We start from the raw sequence: 14,180 nt of genomic DNA, 5'->3' as shown, positions 1-14,180 counted from the left end.
CGCTGCTGCGGACGTCGCTACGGGTGCGCGCGCGCCATGAACGCCTCGATCTCGTCGGCGCTGCGTTCCAGCTCGCCGGTCAGCACAAGGTGGCCGTCGCCGGTGATCAGCACGTCGTCCTCGATGCGGATGCCGATGCCGCGCCAGCGCGCTTCCACGCTACCGTCGTCCGGCGACACGTACAGCCCCGGTTCGATGGTGAACACCATGCCCGCCTCCAGCAGCCGCGATTCGCCGGCGAGCCTGTAGTCGCCCACGTCGTGCACGTCCAACCCGAGCCAGTGCCCGGTCTTGTGCCGGTAGAAGCGCTTGTAATGGCCTTCGATGAGGTTCTCTTCCAGGTCGCCCTGCAGCAGCCCCAGCCGCAGCAGGCCTTCGGTCAACACTTCGACCGCGGCCAGGTGGCCCTCCTCATAGGCGATGCCCGGCTGCGCCTGCTCCAGCGCCGCCGCCTGCGCGGCCAGCACCAGCTCGTGCAGGGCGCGCTGCTCGGCGCTGAAGCAGCCGTTGACCGGGAAGGTGCGGGTGATGTCGCTGGCGTAGCCGCGGTATTCGGCGCCGGCATCGATCAGCACCAGGTCGCCGTCGCGGCTGCCGCCGCTGTTGGCGCGGTAATGCAGCACGCAGGCGTTGGCGCCGGCGCCGACGATGCTGTTGTAGGCCGGCACGGCGTCGTGACGGCGGAACTCGCGTTCCAGTTCGGCCTGCAGTTCGTATTCGCCGATGCCGGCGCGCGCGGCACGCATCGCCGCGCGGTGCGCGCGCACGCTGATGTCGGCGGCCTGCTGCATCAGCGCGATCTCGGCCGGCGACTTGAACAGGCGCTGCTCGTGCAGCAGGTGGCCCAGCTCCAGGAACTCGTGCGGCGGCTGCGCGCCGTGGCGCACCTGCGAGCGCACCCGGTTCACCCAGCCGATCAGCTTGAGGTCGAAATCGGCGTCGCGGCCGAAGTGGTAATAGACCCGCGAACGCCCTTCCAGCAGGCCCGGCAGGATGTCGTCCAGGTCCTCGATCGGATAGGCGTCGTCCATGCCGTAGCGCGCCACCGCGCCTTCCTGGCCTTGGCGCGGGCCATCCCAGGCTTCGCGTTCGGCGTCGCGCTCGCGGCAGAACAGGATCGTCTCGCCATGGCGGCGGCCGGGGATCAGCACCAGCACCGCTTCCGGCTCGGGGAAACCGCACAGGTACCAGAAGTCCGAATCCTGCCGGTACGGGTAGTGCGTGTCGTTGCTGCGCACGCGCTCGGGCGCGGCCGGCAGCACCAGGATGGCGTCGTCGCCGGCCGCCTCCATCAGCTGGCGGCGGCGATGCGCGTACTCGGCGGGCGCGATGCCGGTCAGCGTGTGCATGGCCGGCTCAGTTCAGGCGCTGGCGGTGGCGCGCGCCCATCACGCAGTCGCCGTGCAGCAGCAGCACCGCTACCCGCACGAATTCCTCGATCTCGGCCAGCGCGTCCTCGTCCTCGTCGGCGCTGTCGAACTCGTCGCTGGAAGCCTGCGCCAGCCGCGCCAGGTCCTGCAGGGCTTCCTCGCCCTCCTCGCTCAGCGCCGGGCGCTTGCCCGCAGCCAGGCCGAAGCCGCCGAGGAACGCGCGGCACCAGTCGAACAGCGCGTCGGTACGCTCCTGCAACGGCGCCGCCGGCGCGGCCAGCACCAGCTCGAAGGCGAAATCGCGGTCTTCCAGCTGCGCCACCACCGCTTCGCGCAGGCGGTCGAGCGCGCTGCCCGGTTCGGGCGTGGGCAGGTTGTCGTCGGCAAGCACCCTGGCCGGCCAGGCCGGCAGGTCGGCGCCGCCGGCGGCGAGCCAGCCGCACAGGCCACCGTGGAGTTCGGCCGGGGTGGCGCCAAGGTCCAGCGACTGGCTGGCCTGGAGGATGTCGTTGACGGCGGGAAGATCGGTCATGTCACACAGGTCTGTGGAAGCGGGAAAGGCCGATGTCGCGCAGCGGCGCGGCAACGGCTGCACAGTGTAGCAACGGCGCCATGCGCGCCATCTTGACCACCCCCGACGCGCATGCCTATCGTGCCGGGCATGGATTCCTTCGACCCCGCCACCCAGCTGCAGGCCCTGGCCGCGCGCCTCGAACTGCTGTTCGAGCGCAACCAGCGCCTGGCCGACGAGAACCGCAGCCTGCGCCAGCAGCAGGAGCAGCTGGTCGCCGAACGCGCGCAGCTGCTGGCCAAGAACGAACAGGCGCGCTCGCGGGTGGAAGCGATGATCACCCGCCTCAAGTCGCTGGAGCAGCACACGTGAGCCAGAACGAGCCGGTCAGCGTCCGCATCCTGGACCGCGAATACACCGTCGGCGTGGAGCCGGCCGAGCGCGACAGCCTCACCGCCGCCGCGCGCATGCTCGACGCGCGCATGCGCGAGATCCGCGGCAACAACCGCATGGCGGCGGTGGACCGGGTGGCGGTATTGGCCGCGCTCAACCTGGCCCACGAACTGCACCTGATGCGCGATGAACTGGCGCAGCAGCAGCAGCGTTTCCAGAGCGCGATGAACGATCTCAACCGCCGCCTGGACAACGCGATCGACGACGGCCGCTGACGGCGTCGCATTCATCCGACGGACGGTTCCGTCTTCGCTGCATCCGTGGGCTGCCATGCGCGTGCAACACGGCTATACTGGCGTCGCGTTCTCTGCCGTGAACGACGGCGTGTGCAAACATTCGCCTTGTCCCTTAATGACGACCACGGGGGCGCGACGGAGTCAGGTGTGCAGGTCCGCCTTGCAGCGGGAAGCCCGAAGATTCCCCAGCGTTCCCACTTGAACCCCGGGTTCAAGGTCGTTTCGCACGCATCGTCATGGCGGAGAATGCAATTATTCCGGAACGGCGCCGCAAGGCGCCGTTCTTCTTTGTCAGGTCCATGCGCCGGCCGGCATGCCGGCCGATAATCCCGACAGGTTCCGCTCCAACGCCGCCGATGACTGCCGACGACCGCCAGGACCTCCGCCGACAACTGCGCCAGCGCCGCCGCGACATCCCGGCGGCCGAGCGCATTGCCGCCGCCGAGGCGCTGGCCGCACGGCTGCTCGCCCTGCCCTTCGCCGACGTGGCCGGCCCGGTCGCCGGCTACTGGGCGATGGACGGCGAGATCGCCCTGCACCGCTGGCAGATGCAACTGCCCGCCCGCCAGACCTATTGCCTGCCGGTGCTGCACGGCAAGCTGCTGCGTTTCGCGCCGTGGCGCCCCGGGCAGCCGCTGCGCGCCAACCGCTACGGCATCCCCGAACCGGACATCGATCCGGAACGCACGCTGCACGCGCAGGACATGGCGCTGGTGGTCGCGCCGCTGGTCGGCTTCGACCCGCAGGGCCGGCGGCTGGGCATGGGGGGCGGCTGGTATGATCGCAGCTTCGCTTTCCGCCAGCGGCAGAGCGCGCCGCCGTGGCTGGTCGGCGCCGGCTTCGCCGCCCAGCAGGTGCCGGCGCTGCCGGTCGAGGACTGGGACGTGGCGGTGGATGCCATCTGTACCGAGCACGCCACTCTCTACCCGGAACCGTCGCACGCATGACCGCCCGCAAGCGCTACTGGCTGATGAAGTCCGAACCGGACGCCTTTTCCATCGACGACCTGCAGCGCGTGGGCACCGAACCGTGGAACGGCGTGCGCAACTACCAGGCGCGCAATTTCATGCGCGACGGCATGAAGGTCGGCGACGGCATCCTGTTCTACCACTCCAACACCAAGGTGCCGGGCATCGTCGGCACCGCCACGGTGGCCAGCGCGGCCTACCCGGACGACACCCAGTTCGATCCGACGTCCGATTACCACGATCCCAAGGCCAGCCGCGAACAGCCGCGCTGGTACCTGGTGGACGTGGCCTTCGAGCGCAAGCTGGCGCACGTGATCGCGCTGGACGAGATCAAGCGGCACACCGACGAACTGGGCGAGGGTTTCCCGCTCACCGCCAAGGGCAACCGCCTGTCGGTGTTCCCGGTCACGGCCGCGCAGTGGAAGCTGCTGCTGGCGCTGGAAAAGAAGAAGCCGGCCTGATCCCGAACCTCCCGCTGGAGCGGCTCCGGGGGGCCTCGGGCCATCAGCCGCGAAGGACGCGTTCCCGGTAAAGCCCGTTCGCGGCCGAACTCCTGCAGACAAACGCATTCCTCCAACTCCACCGAGCCCACCATGTCCGAAGCCAAGCGCCTGGCCGCCGAAAAAGCCATCGAATACGTCCAGAAGGGAATGATCGTCGGTGTCGGCACCGGCTCCACCGTCGCCTACTTCATCGAGGCGCTGGCCCGCATCAAGGACCAGATCGAAGGCGCTGTCTCCAGTTCCGAGCAGAGCACCGCCCTGCTCAAGGGCCACGGCATCGAGGTGCTGGACCTGAACCACACCGGCGGCCTGTCGCTGTACGTGGATGGCGCCGACGAGTGCGACGGCAACAGGAACCTGATCAAGGGCGGCGGTGCCGCGCTGACCCGCGAGAAGATCATCGCCGAGGCCAGCAAGAAGTTCGTCTGCATCGTCGACCCGAGCAAGCAGGTCAAGGTGCTGGGCAAGTTCCCGCTGCCGGTGGAAGTGATCCCGATGGCGCGCAGCCTGGTGGCGCGCGAGATCCTGGCCCTGACCGGCGGCCAGCCGGTGTGGCGCGACGGCGTGGTCACCGACAACGGCAACCTGATCCTGGACGTGCACAACCTGTCCATCACCGACCCGGTGAAGCTGGAACAGCAGCTCAACCAGATCCCGGGCGTGGTCACCGTCGGCCTGTTCGCGCGGCGCCCGGCCGACGTGGTCATCGTCGGCGGCGAACCGCCGCAGGTGCTGTAAGCCCGCACACGCGACGGCGGTTGCCGCGGCGCGTCAACCGGCGGTGGCGTCCAGCCAGGCACGCCACTGCTGCTCCAGTGCCGGCAGGGTGTCCGGCAGGCCGAAGGACGGGCCGGTGTCGGCCAGCCAGTCGTCGAAACGGTCGCCGGCGGCAATGCGCTCGCTGATGCTGCCCAGCACGCCCGGTCGCACAGCGGCCGTGGCCTGGTCCAGGAAGTCGGCCCAGCCCTGCACCTGGGCGTAGTAGCGCGCCCCGGTCGCCGGGTCGCCGGCCTCGGCCGGGCTGCGATAGACCAGGCTGACGCCCTTGGTGGCCGGTGCGGCCTGTCCGTCGGGACGGGCCGGGTTGGCCATGGCCAGGAAAACGGCAAGACCGGGCAGCGGATGGGCCGGATCGGCCCGCAGGCTGCGCAGCATCCGCCTGCGCTGGGCGACCAGTTCGTCCGCTTCCAGGGTCATCGCCGCCGCCTCGTTGAGCCAGTCGGGGCTGCGCGCGTGGCCATGTCCGGACGTCCTGCCCAGGTCCGGCCAGTAGGCCAGGTTGAAGACCACATGCCCCAGCTCGTGCCGGGTCAGGTTGCGCCAGATCGCCTGGCCGATGGCCGGGTTGGCGGCGAGCAGGCGGCTGCCCGGGTCGTCGGCCGCCACCGCCGACTGGCGCGCGGCCTGGAAGGCCTGCATGCCGGGCCAGTCGATCACCTGCACGGCCCCGGCGGCGAGCAGCCGCGCGCGGTCATCGGCGCCGATGCCACCGGGCGCATCCAGCAGCACCGCCAACCGCAGCGGCGGCCGGGCGAAGTGATGTTCGAAGGCCGCGGCGCTGGCGGCGAGGTCGCCGGCCAGCATCCGCACCTGGTCGGCATCGCGGCCATAGACCCAGCCATGCGCGCCGGCCGCGCAGCGGTCCAGCCCGGGCAGCGGCGGGCAATCCGCTTCGGCCCGCGCGTTGCCCGCGAGCAGCAGCAGGAACGACGCCAGGACAGGAGCCGGGAAACGGGAAAGAGGCATGCGCACATCTCCGGAAGGGAATGCTTCCCTGACGTACGGAACCGGCGGATGTGTCCAACCGCATGCATCGACACCGCGGGCGGCCGCGGCGGCGCCGTCAGCGCGCGGACTTCCGCTCCGTCTGCGCCAGCGCCTTGACCAGTTCGCCGACCAGTTCGCGCTGCCGCACCGGCAGGGCCAGGAAGCTGTTGATCACGGAGCGCTCGTGCGCGCCCAGCGCATTCCATTCGCCGTGCGTCTCGGCCACCCGCGGCGCGTCGCCGAAACGCAGGGCCTGCGGCGCGACGCCGAACAGCTCGGCCAACACCTGCAGCTTGTCCTGCTCGGGAAGCGAGCGGCCACCCAGCCAGCGCGATGCGCTCTGGAAACTCACCGAACGTCCCGTGTAGCGCGCATTGAACAGGCGGAAGAGGATCGCCGGGCGCGGTTCGTAACCGGCCGCGCTCATCGCCTGCTGCAAGCGTCGGGAGAATTCGAAGCGTTCGTCGCTCATGGCCGGCAACGTTACGGACCACGCCCGCGGCGGGATCACCATTCGCTTTCATTTGAATGAACTAATTGCTTTCATTGGCGCATGGACCCACGCGCGGTGCCTTGCAGGCGCCCGCCCCGCCAAGGAGAAGCACCATGGAAAACACCCCCGCCACCGGCATGGCACCGGAGCAGTTCGTCCGCGGCTACATGGAGGTGGACTACCGCAGCCGCTACGCCGGCGTGCTGCACCTGCACCCCACACCGTCGGAAGCCATCGCCGAGCTGTGCCTGTTCCGCTTCTGGCTGGCCTGCCGCGCCTATGCGCATTCAGGCGCGATGCCGGCCCCCACGCCGCCGCTCTGCCTGCCGCCCGGATGGACGCCGCCGCGACAGGCCAGCGGCCTGGATATCGACCGCGCACTGGACACCTGGCACGGCCATCTGCTGGAAAGCCGCTTCGATCTGTACGACCGCTTCTTCCAGCTCGGCCGCACCCACGACGATCCGCTCGGCCTGGATGCCGTGGCGCTGGCGCTGTCCTGCCAGCTGTTCGTGCAGCCTTCCGCACTCACGCGGGCGTGGCTGCACGACGAAGTGCACACCCTGTTTTCCGCGCTGCTCGATGCCTTCGCCACCGCGCCAGGCGCGCCGCAACCCCGCGGCGGCGGCGCTTGACGCCACGCCACGCATCCGTGAAGGTGCGCAACGCCCTTCCGCTCGTGGATTCCGCCATGTCCCTGCCGCGCCTCGCCCTCTGCCTGTTCCTGTTGCCGCTGTCCGGCGGCTGCGCCAGCGCCGGCGGGAGCTGGGTGGAACTGGGCGGCACGCGCTACCAGGTGGAACTGGCCCAGGACGACGCCAGCCGCGCGCGCGGGCTGATGTTCCGCGACCGCATGGACGGCGACCGCGGCATGCTGTTCATCCACGACCGCCAGGAACCGCAGGCGTACTGGATGAAGAACACCCGCATCCCGCTGGACATCCTCTATTTCGACGACGGCCGCCGGCTGGTCAGCCAGCAGCGCGACGTGCCGCCCTGCTCGGCCGGCGATGCCTGCCCGCCCTACCCCAGCTTCAGGCCGGCGCGCTACGTGCTGGAACTCAACGCCGGCCAGGCCGAGAAGCTGAAACTGGAGGACGGCACCGAACTGGTGTTCGGCCCCGGCATCCCGAAGGGCAAGTGAGGAGCAGGTTCCTTGGCGGATTGGAAACGCAGCGTCCCCAGCCGTGAACAGTTGCGCGACGCCAAGCGCAACGCCGTGCTGCGCGAGGCCTCGGCCTCGTTCAACAAGCATGGCTACCACGGCACCTCGATGGACGACATCGCCCAGCGGCTCGAGGTCACCAAGCCGGCGCTCTATTACTACTTCCCCAACAAGCAGGCCATGCTCAAGGCCTGTTTCGACCAGGCGATGGAAGTGGCCTTCGCCAATCTGGAGCGCGCGCGCCGCGATGGCGGCGATGGCCGCCAGAAACTGCGGGTAGCGCTTTCCGACCTGCTGGAGTACTTCATCGGCGAGCACAGCGTGGCCATCACCGTGCTGGAGGAAGGCTCGCTGTCGCCCGACGATTTCCAGGCGGTGAAAGCCGAGCGCCAGCGCTTCGAGCACGCACTGCGCGACATCGTCGGCGAAGGCATCAAGGACGGCAGCATCGTGCCGTGCGATCCGAAGCTGGCGGTACTGGCCCTGCTCGGCGCGCTGAGCTGGGTGCCGCGCTGGTACCGGGCCGACGGCGACTGGTCGCGGGCGCAGTTGAACACGCTGATGACCGAGCTGCTGGAACGGATGCTCAGCAGCGCCCCGGCGGCCAGGCTGCAGGCGCCGCGCCGGCGTCGCACCGGCGCGGCAACCGCGGCCGACGCCCCCCAACGCCCCGCGCGCCGGCGCTGAGCGCGCCGGCTTCGGCGCCCCCTCTCGACATCGGACACCCCGCCCGCAGGCCGCCGCGGCGCGCTCGCCCGCGCCCATCTATTGAACAATCGGTAAAATAATCATTCAATGGGTAACCAATCGCCGACGGGCTCTCGCGGCCCGTCCCGCTGACAGGGGACTCCATGCCGATCGAACCCATTCAATACGGCAGCACCACCGTGCTGCGCTTCTCCTCCGCGCCGGTCAACGCGCTGGGGCGCGCCCTGGCTGGCGAGCTGGCCGGCGAGATCGCCCGCAGCGGTCGCGCCGCCGGCGTCGCCGCCCTCGTGCTGGTCGGCGATGGCCGCTGCTTCTGCGCCGGCGCCGATATCGGCGAGCTCGGCAACGATTCCGGCCAGGCCGACGCGATCCGCGCGCTGATGCAGGCGCTGGATGCCTCGCCGGTGCCGGTGGTCGCCGCCATCCACGGCGTGGCTTTCGGCGGCGGGCTGGAGCTGGCGCTGGCCTGCCATGCGCGCGTGGCCGCCAGGAGCGCCCGCTTCGCCTTCCCGGAGATCAGCCTGGGCCTGCTGCCCGGCGCCGGCGGAACGCAGCGCACACCGCGCCTGGTCGGTGCGGCGAAGGCGTTGTCGCTGATGATCGACGGCACGCCGATAGACGCCGGGCAGGCGCTGGCCAGCGGATTGATCGACGCCATCGCCGATGGCGACCTGCTGGAAGCGGCGCTGCGCCACGCCGACTCGCTCGGCGGCCGCTGCGTGCGCGTACGCGACCGCCAGGCGCGGGATGAGCAGGCGCAGGCCGCGCTCGCCAGCGCGCGCCAGGCGGCCGGCACGCGCCGCGGCGCCGGGGCGGTCGCGGCCGGCCACATCGTCGATTGCGTCGAGGCCGCGCTCGGGCTCTCTTTCGACGAAGGCCTGGCACTGGAACAACGGCTGTTCGACGACCTGCTCGCTTCGCCCGAATCGCAGGGGCTGCGCCACGTATTCCTCGGCGAGCGCGCGGCAGCGCGGCTGCCGGCATCGCTGGCCGGCAGCGGCGCGCACCCGCTCGAGCGCACCGCGGTGATCGGCGCCGGGGTGATGGGCGCGGGCATCGCCACCGCGCTGCTGGCCGCCGGGCTGCCGGTGACCCTGATCGACCCCGACCCGGCGGCACTGGACCGGGCCGTCGCCCGCATCGACGCCACCTTCGGCCGCGATGTCCAGAAGGGACGCCTGTCCAGCGCCGCCGCCGCCGCGCGCATGGCGGCACTGACGGCGACACCGCGGCTCGAGACCGGGGTCGCCGACGCCGACCTGGTGATCGAGGCCGTGTTCGAGGACATGGCCGTCAAGCGCGCGGTGTTCACCGCGCTGGACAAGGCCACCCGGCCGGACGCGATCCTGGCCAGCAACACGTCCACGCTCGACGTCGACGCCATCGCCGATGCGGTACGCGATCCCGGGCGTGTACTCGGCATGCATTTCTTCAGCCCGGCGCACGTGATGCGCCTGGTCGAGATCGTGCGCGGCGCGCGCACGCGGCCGGAGGTGCTGGGCAGCGCGATGGCGTTCGCGCGGCGGCTGGGCAAGGTCGGCGTCGTCGCCGGCGTGTGCGATGGCTTCATCGGCAACCGCATGTTCGAGGAATACCTGCGGCAGGCCTACCTGCTGCTGGAAGAAGGCGCGCTGCCGCAGCAGGTCGACCGCGCCATGGAAGCGTTCGGCTTCGCGATGGGGCCATTCCGGGTGATGGACCTGGCCGGGCAGGACATCGGCTGGAGCATCCGCAAGCGCCGCGCCATCGAACAGCCGCAGCGTCCGTACTCGCGCTTCCCCGACAAGGTGTGCGAACTGGGCCGCTTCGGGCAGAAGACCGGCATGGGCGTCTACCGCTATCCGGACGGTCGCACGCCGGTGGTGGATCCGGAGATCGACGCGCTGGTGGTCGCGCACTCCGCCGAGATCGGGCTGCCGCGCCGCGCCATCGACGATGCGGAAATCGTCGCCCGCTGCCTGCTGGCGCTGGTCAACGAAGGCGCGCGCATCCTGGAGGAAGGCATCGCCTGGCGGCCGCTGGACATCGACGTGGTATGGACCGCCGGCTATGGATTCCCCGCCGTGCGCGGCGGACCGATGCTCCACGCCGACCGGCTCGGCCTGCCGCGGCTGCTGGCCGACATCGAACGCTTCGCCGGCGGCCACGCGGGCTGGACCTGGCAGCCGGCCGAACTGCTTGTGCGCCTGGTGCGCGAAAACCGGACTTTCGGAGACCTCAATGACTGACTCGACCCCACACCGCCTGGCCCAGCTGTTCGACCTGGGCGGCCGCATCGCGCTGGTGACCGGCGGCTCGCGTGGCCTTGGCCTGCAGATCGCCGAAGCGCTGGGCGAGTACGGCGCGCACATCGTGCTGGCGGCCCGCCGGCCCGCCGACCTCGATGCGGCCGTCGCGCACCTGGGCGCGCGCGGCATCCGCGCCGAAGCGGTGGCCTGCGACCTCGGCACGCCGGAAGCGGCCGACGCGCTGGTGGCGCAGATCGTCGAACGGCATGGCCGGCTGGACATCCTGGTCAACAACGCCGGCACCAGCTGGGGAGCGCCCATGGAGGACTACCCGCTGGACGGCTGGAACAAGGTCATCGACCTCAACCTCACCGGCCTGTTCCTGCTCACCCAGGCCGCCGGGCGGCGCAGCTTCATCCCCAATGGCTACGGCAAGGTGCTCAACATCGCCTCGGTGGCCGGCCTGCAGGGCAACTACCCGGGCATGATCGGCACCATCGCCTACAACGCGGCCAAGGGCGCGGTGGTCAACTTCACCCGCGCGCTCGCCGCCGAGTGGGGGCCGAGGAACATCAACGTCAACGCGATCGCGCCGGGCTATTTCCCCACCCGGCTGGCCAACGCCATGATCGACCAGCACGGCGACTACATGGTCGCGCACACCCCGCTGGGCCGCCTCGGCGGCGAGGACGACCTCAAGGGCGCGGCCCTGCTGCTGGCCTCGGAAGCCGGGCGCCACATCACCGGGCAGGTACTGGTGATCGATGGCGGCGCGGGAGTGATCTGAGCATGGGCACCGCGCTGCTCGACCGCCGCGACCTCGACTTCCTGCTGTTCGACTGGCTGGGCATCGAGGCCCTGTTCGCACGGCCGCACTATGCCGAGCACAGCCGCGACACCGTGGCCGCCGTGCTCGACCTGAGCGAGCGCCTGGCCGCGGACGCGTTCCTGCCGGCGCTCAGGGCCAGCGACCGCAGCGAACCGGCGCTGACGGCGGACGGCGTCGCGCTCGCCCCCGAAGTCACCGCCGCGGTGCGCGACTACATCGACGCCGGCCTGCTCGCCGGGCCGTTCGGGCAGGACGTCGGCGGGCTGCAGCTGCCGCAGCTGCTGCACTACGCCAGCATCGGCCAGTTCATGGCCGCCAGCCTGGCCGTGGCCGCCTACCCGATGCTGACCATCGCCAACGCCCGCCTGCTGGCCGCGTTCGGCAACGCTGCCCAGGTCGAGGCCTTCGCCCTGCCGCAGATCCGCGGCCAGGCGCTGGGCACGATGTGCCTGTCCGAGCCGCAGGCCGGCTCCTCGCTGGCCGACATCCGCACCCTGGCGCTGCCCGACGGCGAGGACGCGCTGGGCGCGCGGCACCGCCTGCACGGCAACAAGATGTGGATCTCCGCCGGCGACCACGACATCACCGGCGACATCGTGCACCTGGTGCTGGCCAGGACGCCCGGCGCCGACGGCAAGCCGCTGCCGGGCATCAAGGGCATCTCGCTGTTCGTGGTGCCCAAGCACCTGCCCGATGGCCAGGCCAACGACATCGCCGTGGCCGGGCTCAACCACAAGATGGGCTATCGCGGCACGTCCAACTGCCTGCTCAATTTCGGCGAGGGCCGGCACGCCCCCGACGGCGCCGGCGGCGCGATCGGCTGGCGCATCGGCGAGCCCGGCGAGGGGCTGGCGCAGATGTTCCACATGATGAACGAGGCGCGTACCGGCGTCGGCCTCGGCGCCGCCGCCGCCGGCTGCCGCGGCCACCTGCTGTCGGTCGAATACGCACGCGGCCGGGTGCAGGGGCGCACCGCCGAGGGCGGCACCACGCGGCCGGCCGCGATCATCGAGCATGCCGATGTCAAACACATGCTGCTGGCGCAGAAGGCCTACGCCGAGGGCGCGCTCGCGCTGGTGCTGTATGCGGCGCGGCTGCTGGACGACCAGCTGAGCGGCGATGCCGGCACGGCCGCCGACGCCGGCCGCCTGCTCGACCTGCTGACGCCGGTGGTCAAGGCGTGGCCGTCCGAGTACGGGCTGGCGGCGAACGACCTCGCCATCCAGATCCACGGCGGCTATGGCTATACCCGCGACTACGATGTGGAACAGCTGTACCGCGACAACCGCCTCAACCCGATCCACGAAGGCACCACCGGCATCCAGGGGCTGGACCTGCTGGGCCGCAAGGTGCTGCGCGACGGCGGCGCCGGCGTCGCGCAGCTGCGCGCGCGGGTCGAGGCGACCGTGGCCGCCAGCGTCGCCGACGCCCGGCTCGCTCCGCTCGCGCGCCAGCTCGAGGCCACCTGGCAGCGGCTCGGCGCGGTGGTGGCGGAGCTGGCCTCGGCGCCAGCGCCGCAGGCGCTGGAACAGGCCACCTCCTTCCTGCGCGCCTTCGGCCACGCCGTGGTCGGCTGGCTGTGGCTGGACATGGCCCGCCTGTGCGCCGGGGACACCGCGTTCCACCGCGGCAAGCGCGCCGCGGCGCGCTGGTTCTTCGCCCACGAACTGCCCCGCGCCGCGCTCTGGCTGGACCTGGCCGCCACGCGCGACGACCTGATCGCCTCAACCACCCAAGACTGTTTCCACTGCTGAGGAATTCGACATGACCGACGTCTTCATCGTTTCCGGCGTACGCACCGCCATCGGCGCGTTCGGCGGCTCGCTCAAGGACACTGCGCCCTCCGAACTCGGCGTCGCCACCGCCAGGGAGGCCATCACCCGCGCCGGCGTGGCCGCCGACGCCATCGGCCACGCCGTCTACGGCCAGGTGCTGCCCAGCGAACCGCGCGACGCTTACATGGCGCGCATCATCGCCATCGAATCCGGGTTGCCGGTGGAAACTCCGGCGCTGACCGTCAACCGGCTGTGCGGCTCCGGCCTGCAGGCCATCGTCTCGGCGGCGCAGGCCCTGTTGCTGGGCGACTGCGAGGTGGCGCTGGCCGGCGGCGCCGAATCCATGAGCCGCACCCCGTTCTACCTGCCCACCCACCGCTGGGGCCGCAAGCTCGGCGACGCGGTGCTGGTGGACGGGCTCAACGAAGGCCTGAAAGACCCGTTCAACGGCGTGCTGATGGGCATCACCGCCGAGAACATCGCCGAGCGCCACGGCATCGCGCGCGCGCGCCAGGACGCGTTCGCGCTGGAAAGCCATCGACGCGCGGCCGACGCCATCGCCGAGGGCCGTTTCGACGACCAGATCGTGCCGGTGAAGGTAGGCCGGCGTGGCCGCGAAACCGAGTTCCGGACCGACGAGCACGTCCGCGCCAACGTCACCGCGCAGGACCTGGCCGCGCTGCGTCCGGTGTTCAAGCCCGACGGTTCGGTCACCGCCGGCAACGCCTCCGGCATCAACGATGGCGCCGCCTCGCTGGTCCTGGCCACCGGCGCGGCGGTGGCGCGCCATGGCCTGCGCCCGCTGGCGCGGCTGGTGGCCTACGCGCACGCCGGCGTCGAGCCGCTGTACATGGGCATGGGACCGGTGCCGGCGGTGCAGGTGGTGCTGGCCAGGGCCGGGCTGTCGGTCGACGACCTGGACGTGATCGAATCCAACGAGGCCTTCGCCGCCCAGTGCTGCGCGGTATCCGACGCACTCGGCCTGGACCCGGCCAAGGTCAACCCCAACGGCAGCGGCATCGCGCTGGGCCACCCGGTCGGCGCGACCGGCGCGATCATCACCGTCAAGCTGGTGCACGAGCTGCAGCGCCGCGGCGGCCGCTATGGGCTGGCCACGATGTGCATCGGGGGCGGCCAGGGCATCGCCGCCGTGTTCGAGCGCTGCTGATGACCG

Annotated in this window: 16 protein-coding genes and 1 other RNA gene; 13 read left to right on the top strand and 4 right to left on the bottom strand. The window is 71.1% G+C overall.

All coding sequences use genetic code 11. The features are described 5' to 3' along the window. Positions 1-17: 17 nt before the first annotated feature. Both ABB22_RS06155 and ABB22_RS06150 read right to left on the bottom strand, forming a co-directional pair. Positions 18-1,349, bottom strand: a complete 1,332-nt coding sequence (locus ABB22_RS06155) for an aminopeptidase P N-terminal domain-containing protein (protein WP_057505113.1) — start codon at positions 1,347-1,349, stop codon at positions 18-20. A 7-nt stretch (positions 1,350-1,356) separates the two neighbouring features. After that, positions 1,357-1,902: a YecA/YgfB family protein gene (locus ABB22_RS06150; RefSeq protein WP_055771667.1), complete on the bottom strand. Its 546-nt coding sequence runs from the start codon at positions 1,900-1,902 to the stop codon at positions 1,357-1,359. Positions 1,903-2,031: 129 nt separating this feature from the next. On the opposite strand from ABB22_RS06150, the gene ABB22_RS06145 reads away from it, so the two are divergent. From ABB22_RS06145 to rpiA, 6 genes are all read left to right on the top strand, one after another. Then, on the top strand, positions 2,032-2,253 hold the full coding sequence (locus tag ABB22_RS06145; RefSeq protein WP_055771670.1) for a TIGR02449 family protein: 222 nt from the start codon (positions 2,032-2,034) through the stop codon (positions 2,251-2,253). Further along, positions 2,250-2,549, top strand: coding sequence for a cell division protein ZapA (locus ABB22_RS06140; protein ID WP_057505112.1), 300 nt, complete (start codon positions 2,250-2,252; stop codon positions 2,547-2,549). Before ABB22_RS06145 ends, ABB22_RS06140 begins: the two co-directional genes overlap by 4 nt. A gap of 86 nt (positions 2,550-2,635) precedes the next feature. Further along, positions 2,636-2,820, top strand: a non-coding RNA gene (gene ssrS, locus ABB22_RS17690) — 6S RNA. 106 nt (positions 2,821-2,926) lie between these two features. After that, positions 2,927-3,517, top strand: a complete 591-nt coding sequence (locus tag ABB22_RS06135; RefSeq protein WP_057505111.1) for a 5-formyltetrahydrofolate cyclo-ligase — start codon at positions 2,927-2,929, stop codon at positions 3,515-3,517. After that, positions 3,514-3,999 carry an EVE domain-containing protein gene (locus ABB22_RS06130; protein ID WP_055771679.1) on the top strand — a complete coding sequence of 162 codons (486 nt, stop codon included), beginning with the start codon at positions 3,514-3,516 and terminating at the stop codon, positions 3,997-3,999. Before ABB22_RS06135 ends, ABB22_RS06130 begins: the two co-directional genes overlap by 4 nt. A gap of 132 nt (positions 4,000-4,131) precedes the next feature. Further along, a complete protein-coding gene (gene rpiA, locus ABB22_RS06125; RefSeq protein WP_057505110.1) occupies positions 4,132-4,779 on the top strand; it encodes a ribose-5-phosphate isomerase RpiA in 648 nt (215 codons plus the stop codon). A gap of 33 nt (positions 4,780-4,812) precedes the next feature. Here the strand turns inward: rpiA and ABB22_RS06120 are convergent, their stop codons facing one another. Beyond that, on the bottom strand, positions 4,813-5,787 hold the full coding sequence (locus ABB22_RS06120) for a hypothetical protein (RefSeq protein WP_057505109.1): 975 nt from the start codon (positions 5,785-5,787) through the stop codon (positions 4,813-4,815). 97 nt (positions 5,788-5,884) lie between these two features. After that, positions 5,885-6,280, bottom strand: coding sequence for a hypothetical protein (locus ABB22_RS06115; protein WP_055771688.1), 396 nt, complete (start codon positions 6,278-6,280; stop codon positions 5,885-5,887). Positions 6,281-6,414: 134 nt separating this feature from the next. On the opposite strand from ABB22_RS06115, the gene ABB22_RS06110 reads away from it, so the two are divergent. The 7 genes from ABB22_RS06110 (at position 6,415) to bktB (ending at position 14,174) form a co-directional block, all read left to right on the top strand. Then, positions 6,415-6,936, top strand: coding sequence for a hypothetical protein (locus ABB22_RS06110; RefSeq protein ID WP_057505108.1), 522 nt, complete (start codon positions 6,415-6,417; stop codon positions 6,934-6,936). Between the two features lie 56 nt (positions 6,937-6,992). Continuing rightward, the gene (locus tag ABB22_RS06105; protein WP_057505121.1) at positions 6,993-7,445 is read left to right on the top strand and encodes a DUF192 domain-containing protein; all 453 of its coding nucleotides are present in this window, start codon (positions 6,993-6,995) and stop codon (positions 7,443-7,445) included. Positions 7,446-7,457: 12 nt separating this feature from the next. Continuing rightward, entirely contained in the window at positions 7,458-8,153 is a 696-nt protein-coding gene (locus ABB22_RS06100; RefSeq protein ID WP_082443724.1) for a TetR/AcrR family transcriptional regulator, read from the top strand. 164 nt (positions 8,154-8,317) lie between these two features. Next, positions 8,318-10,402, top strand: coding sequence for a 3-hydroxyacyl-CoA dehydrogenase NAD-binding domain-containing protein (locus ABB22_RS06095; protein WP_055771696.1), 2,085 nt, complete (start codon positions 8,318-8,320; stop codon positions 10,400-10,402). After that, positions 10,395-11,189 carry an SDR family oxidoreductase gene (locus ABB22_RS06090; RefSeq protein ID WP_055771698.1) on the top strand — a complete coding sequence of 265 codons (795 nt, stop codon included), beginning with the start codon at positions 10,395-10,397 and terminating at the stop codon, positions 11,187-11,189. Before ABB22_RS06095 ends, ABB22_RS06090 begins: the two co-directional genes overlap by 8 nt. A gap of 2 nt (positions 11,190-11,191) precedes the next feature. Further along, complete coding sequence (locus tag ABB22_RS06085; protein WP_055771701.1) at positions 11,192-12,985, top strand: acyl-CoA dehydrogenase; 1,794 nt, start codon at positions 11,192-11,194, stop codon at positions 12,983-12,985. Positions 12,986-12,995: 10 nt separating this feature from the next. Continuing rightward, on the top strand, positions 12,996-14,174 hold the full coding sequence (bktB, locus tag ABB22_RS06080) for a beta-ketothiolase BktB (RefSeq protein WP_055771704.1): 1,179 nt from the start codon (positions 12,996-12,998) through the stop codon (positions 14,172-14,174). The last annotated feature ends 6 nt before the right edge of the window (positions 14,175-14,180 follow it).

Origin of the sequence: Stenotrophomonas nitritireducens, assembly GCF_001431425.1 — a bacterium.
GTDB classification, from domain to species: domain Bacteria; phylum Pseudomonadota; class Gammaproteobacteria; order Xanthomonadales; family Xanthomonadaceae; genus Stenotrophomonas; species Stenotrophomonas nitritireducens.
This window is presented reverse-complemented; position numbering and strand designations above follow the sequence as displayed.

Excerpts from the sequence above, each read along its gene's own strand:
- ABB22_RS06135 (WP_057505111.1), top strand. The coding sequence starts at position 2,927 with ATGACTGCCGACGACCGCCAGGACCTCCGCCGACAACTGCGCCAGCGC.
- ABB22_RS06120 (WP_057505109.1), bottom strand. The coding sequence starts at position 5,787 with ATGCCTCTTTCCCGTTTCCCGGCTCCTGTCCTGGCGTCGTTCCTGCTG.
- ABB22_RS06155 (WP_057505113.1), bottom strand. The coding sequence starts at position 1,349 with ATGCACACGCTGACCGGCATCGCGCCCGCCGAGTACGCGCATCGCCGC.
- rpiA (WP_057505110.1), top strand. The coding sequence starts at position 4,132 with ATGTCCGAAGCCAAGCGCCTGGCCGCCGAAAAAGCCATCGAATACGTC.
- ABB22_RS06130 (WP_055771679.1), top strand. The coding sequence starts at position 3,514 with ATGACCGCCCGCAAGCGCTACTGGCTGATGAAGTCCGAACCGGACGCC.
- ABB22_RS06085 (WP_055771701.1), top strand. The coding sequence starts at position 11,192 with ATGGGCACCGCGCTGCTCGACCGCCGCGACCTCGACTTCCTGCTGTTC.
- ABB22_RS06090 (WP_055771698.1), top strand. The coding sequence starts at position 10,395 with ATGACTGACTCGACCCCACACCGCCTGGCCCAGCTGTTCGACCTGGGC.
- ABB22_RS06150 (WP_055771667.1), bottom strand. The coding sequence starts at position 1,902 with ATGACCGATCTTCCCGCCGTCAACGACATCCTCCAGGCCAGCCAGTCG.
- ABB22_RS06110 (WP_057505108.1), top strand. The coding sequence starts at position 6,415 with ATGGAAAACACCCCCGCCACCGGCATGGCACCGGAGCAGTTCGTCCGC.
- ABB22_RS06145 (WP_055771670.1), top strand. The coding sequence starts at position 2,032 with ATGGATTCCTTCGACCCCGCCACCCAGCTGCAGGCCCTGGCCGCGCGC.
- ABB22_RS06115 (WP_055771688.1), bottom strand. The coding sequence starts at position 6,280 with ATGAGCGACGAACGCTTCGAATTCTCCCGACGCTTGCAGCAGGCGATG.
- bktB (WP_055771704.1), top strand. The coding sequence starts at position 12,996 with ATGACCGACGTCTTCATCGTTTCCGGCGTACGCACCGCCATCGGCGCG.
- ABB22_RS06105 (WP_057505121.1), top strand. The coding sequence starts at position 6,993 with ATGTCCCTGCCGCGCCTCGCCCTCTGCCTGTTCCTGTTGCCGCTGTCC.
- ABB22_RS06095 (WP_055771696.1), top strand. The coding sequence starts at position 8,318 with ATGCCGATCGAACCCATTCAATACGGCAGCACCACCGTGCTGCGCTTC.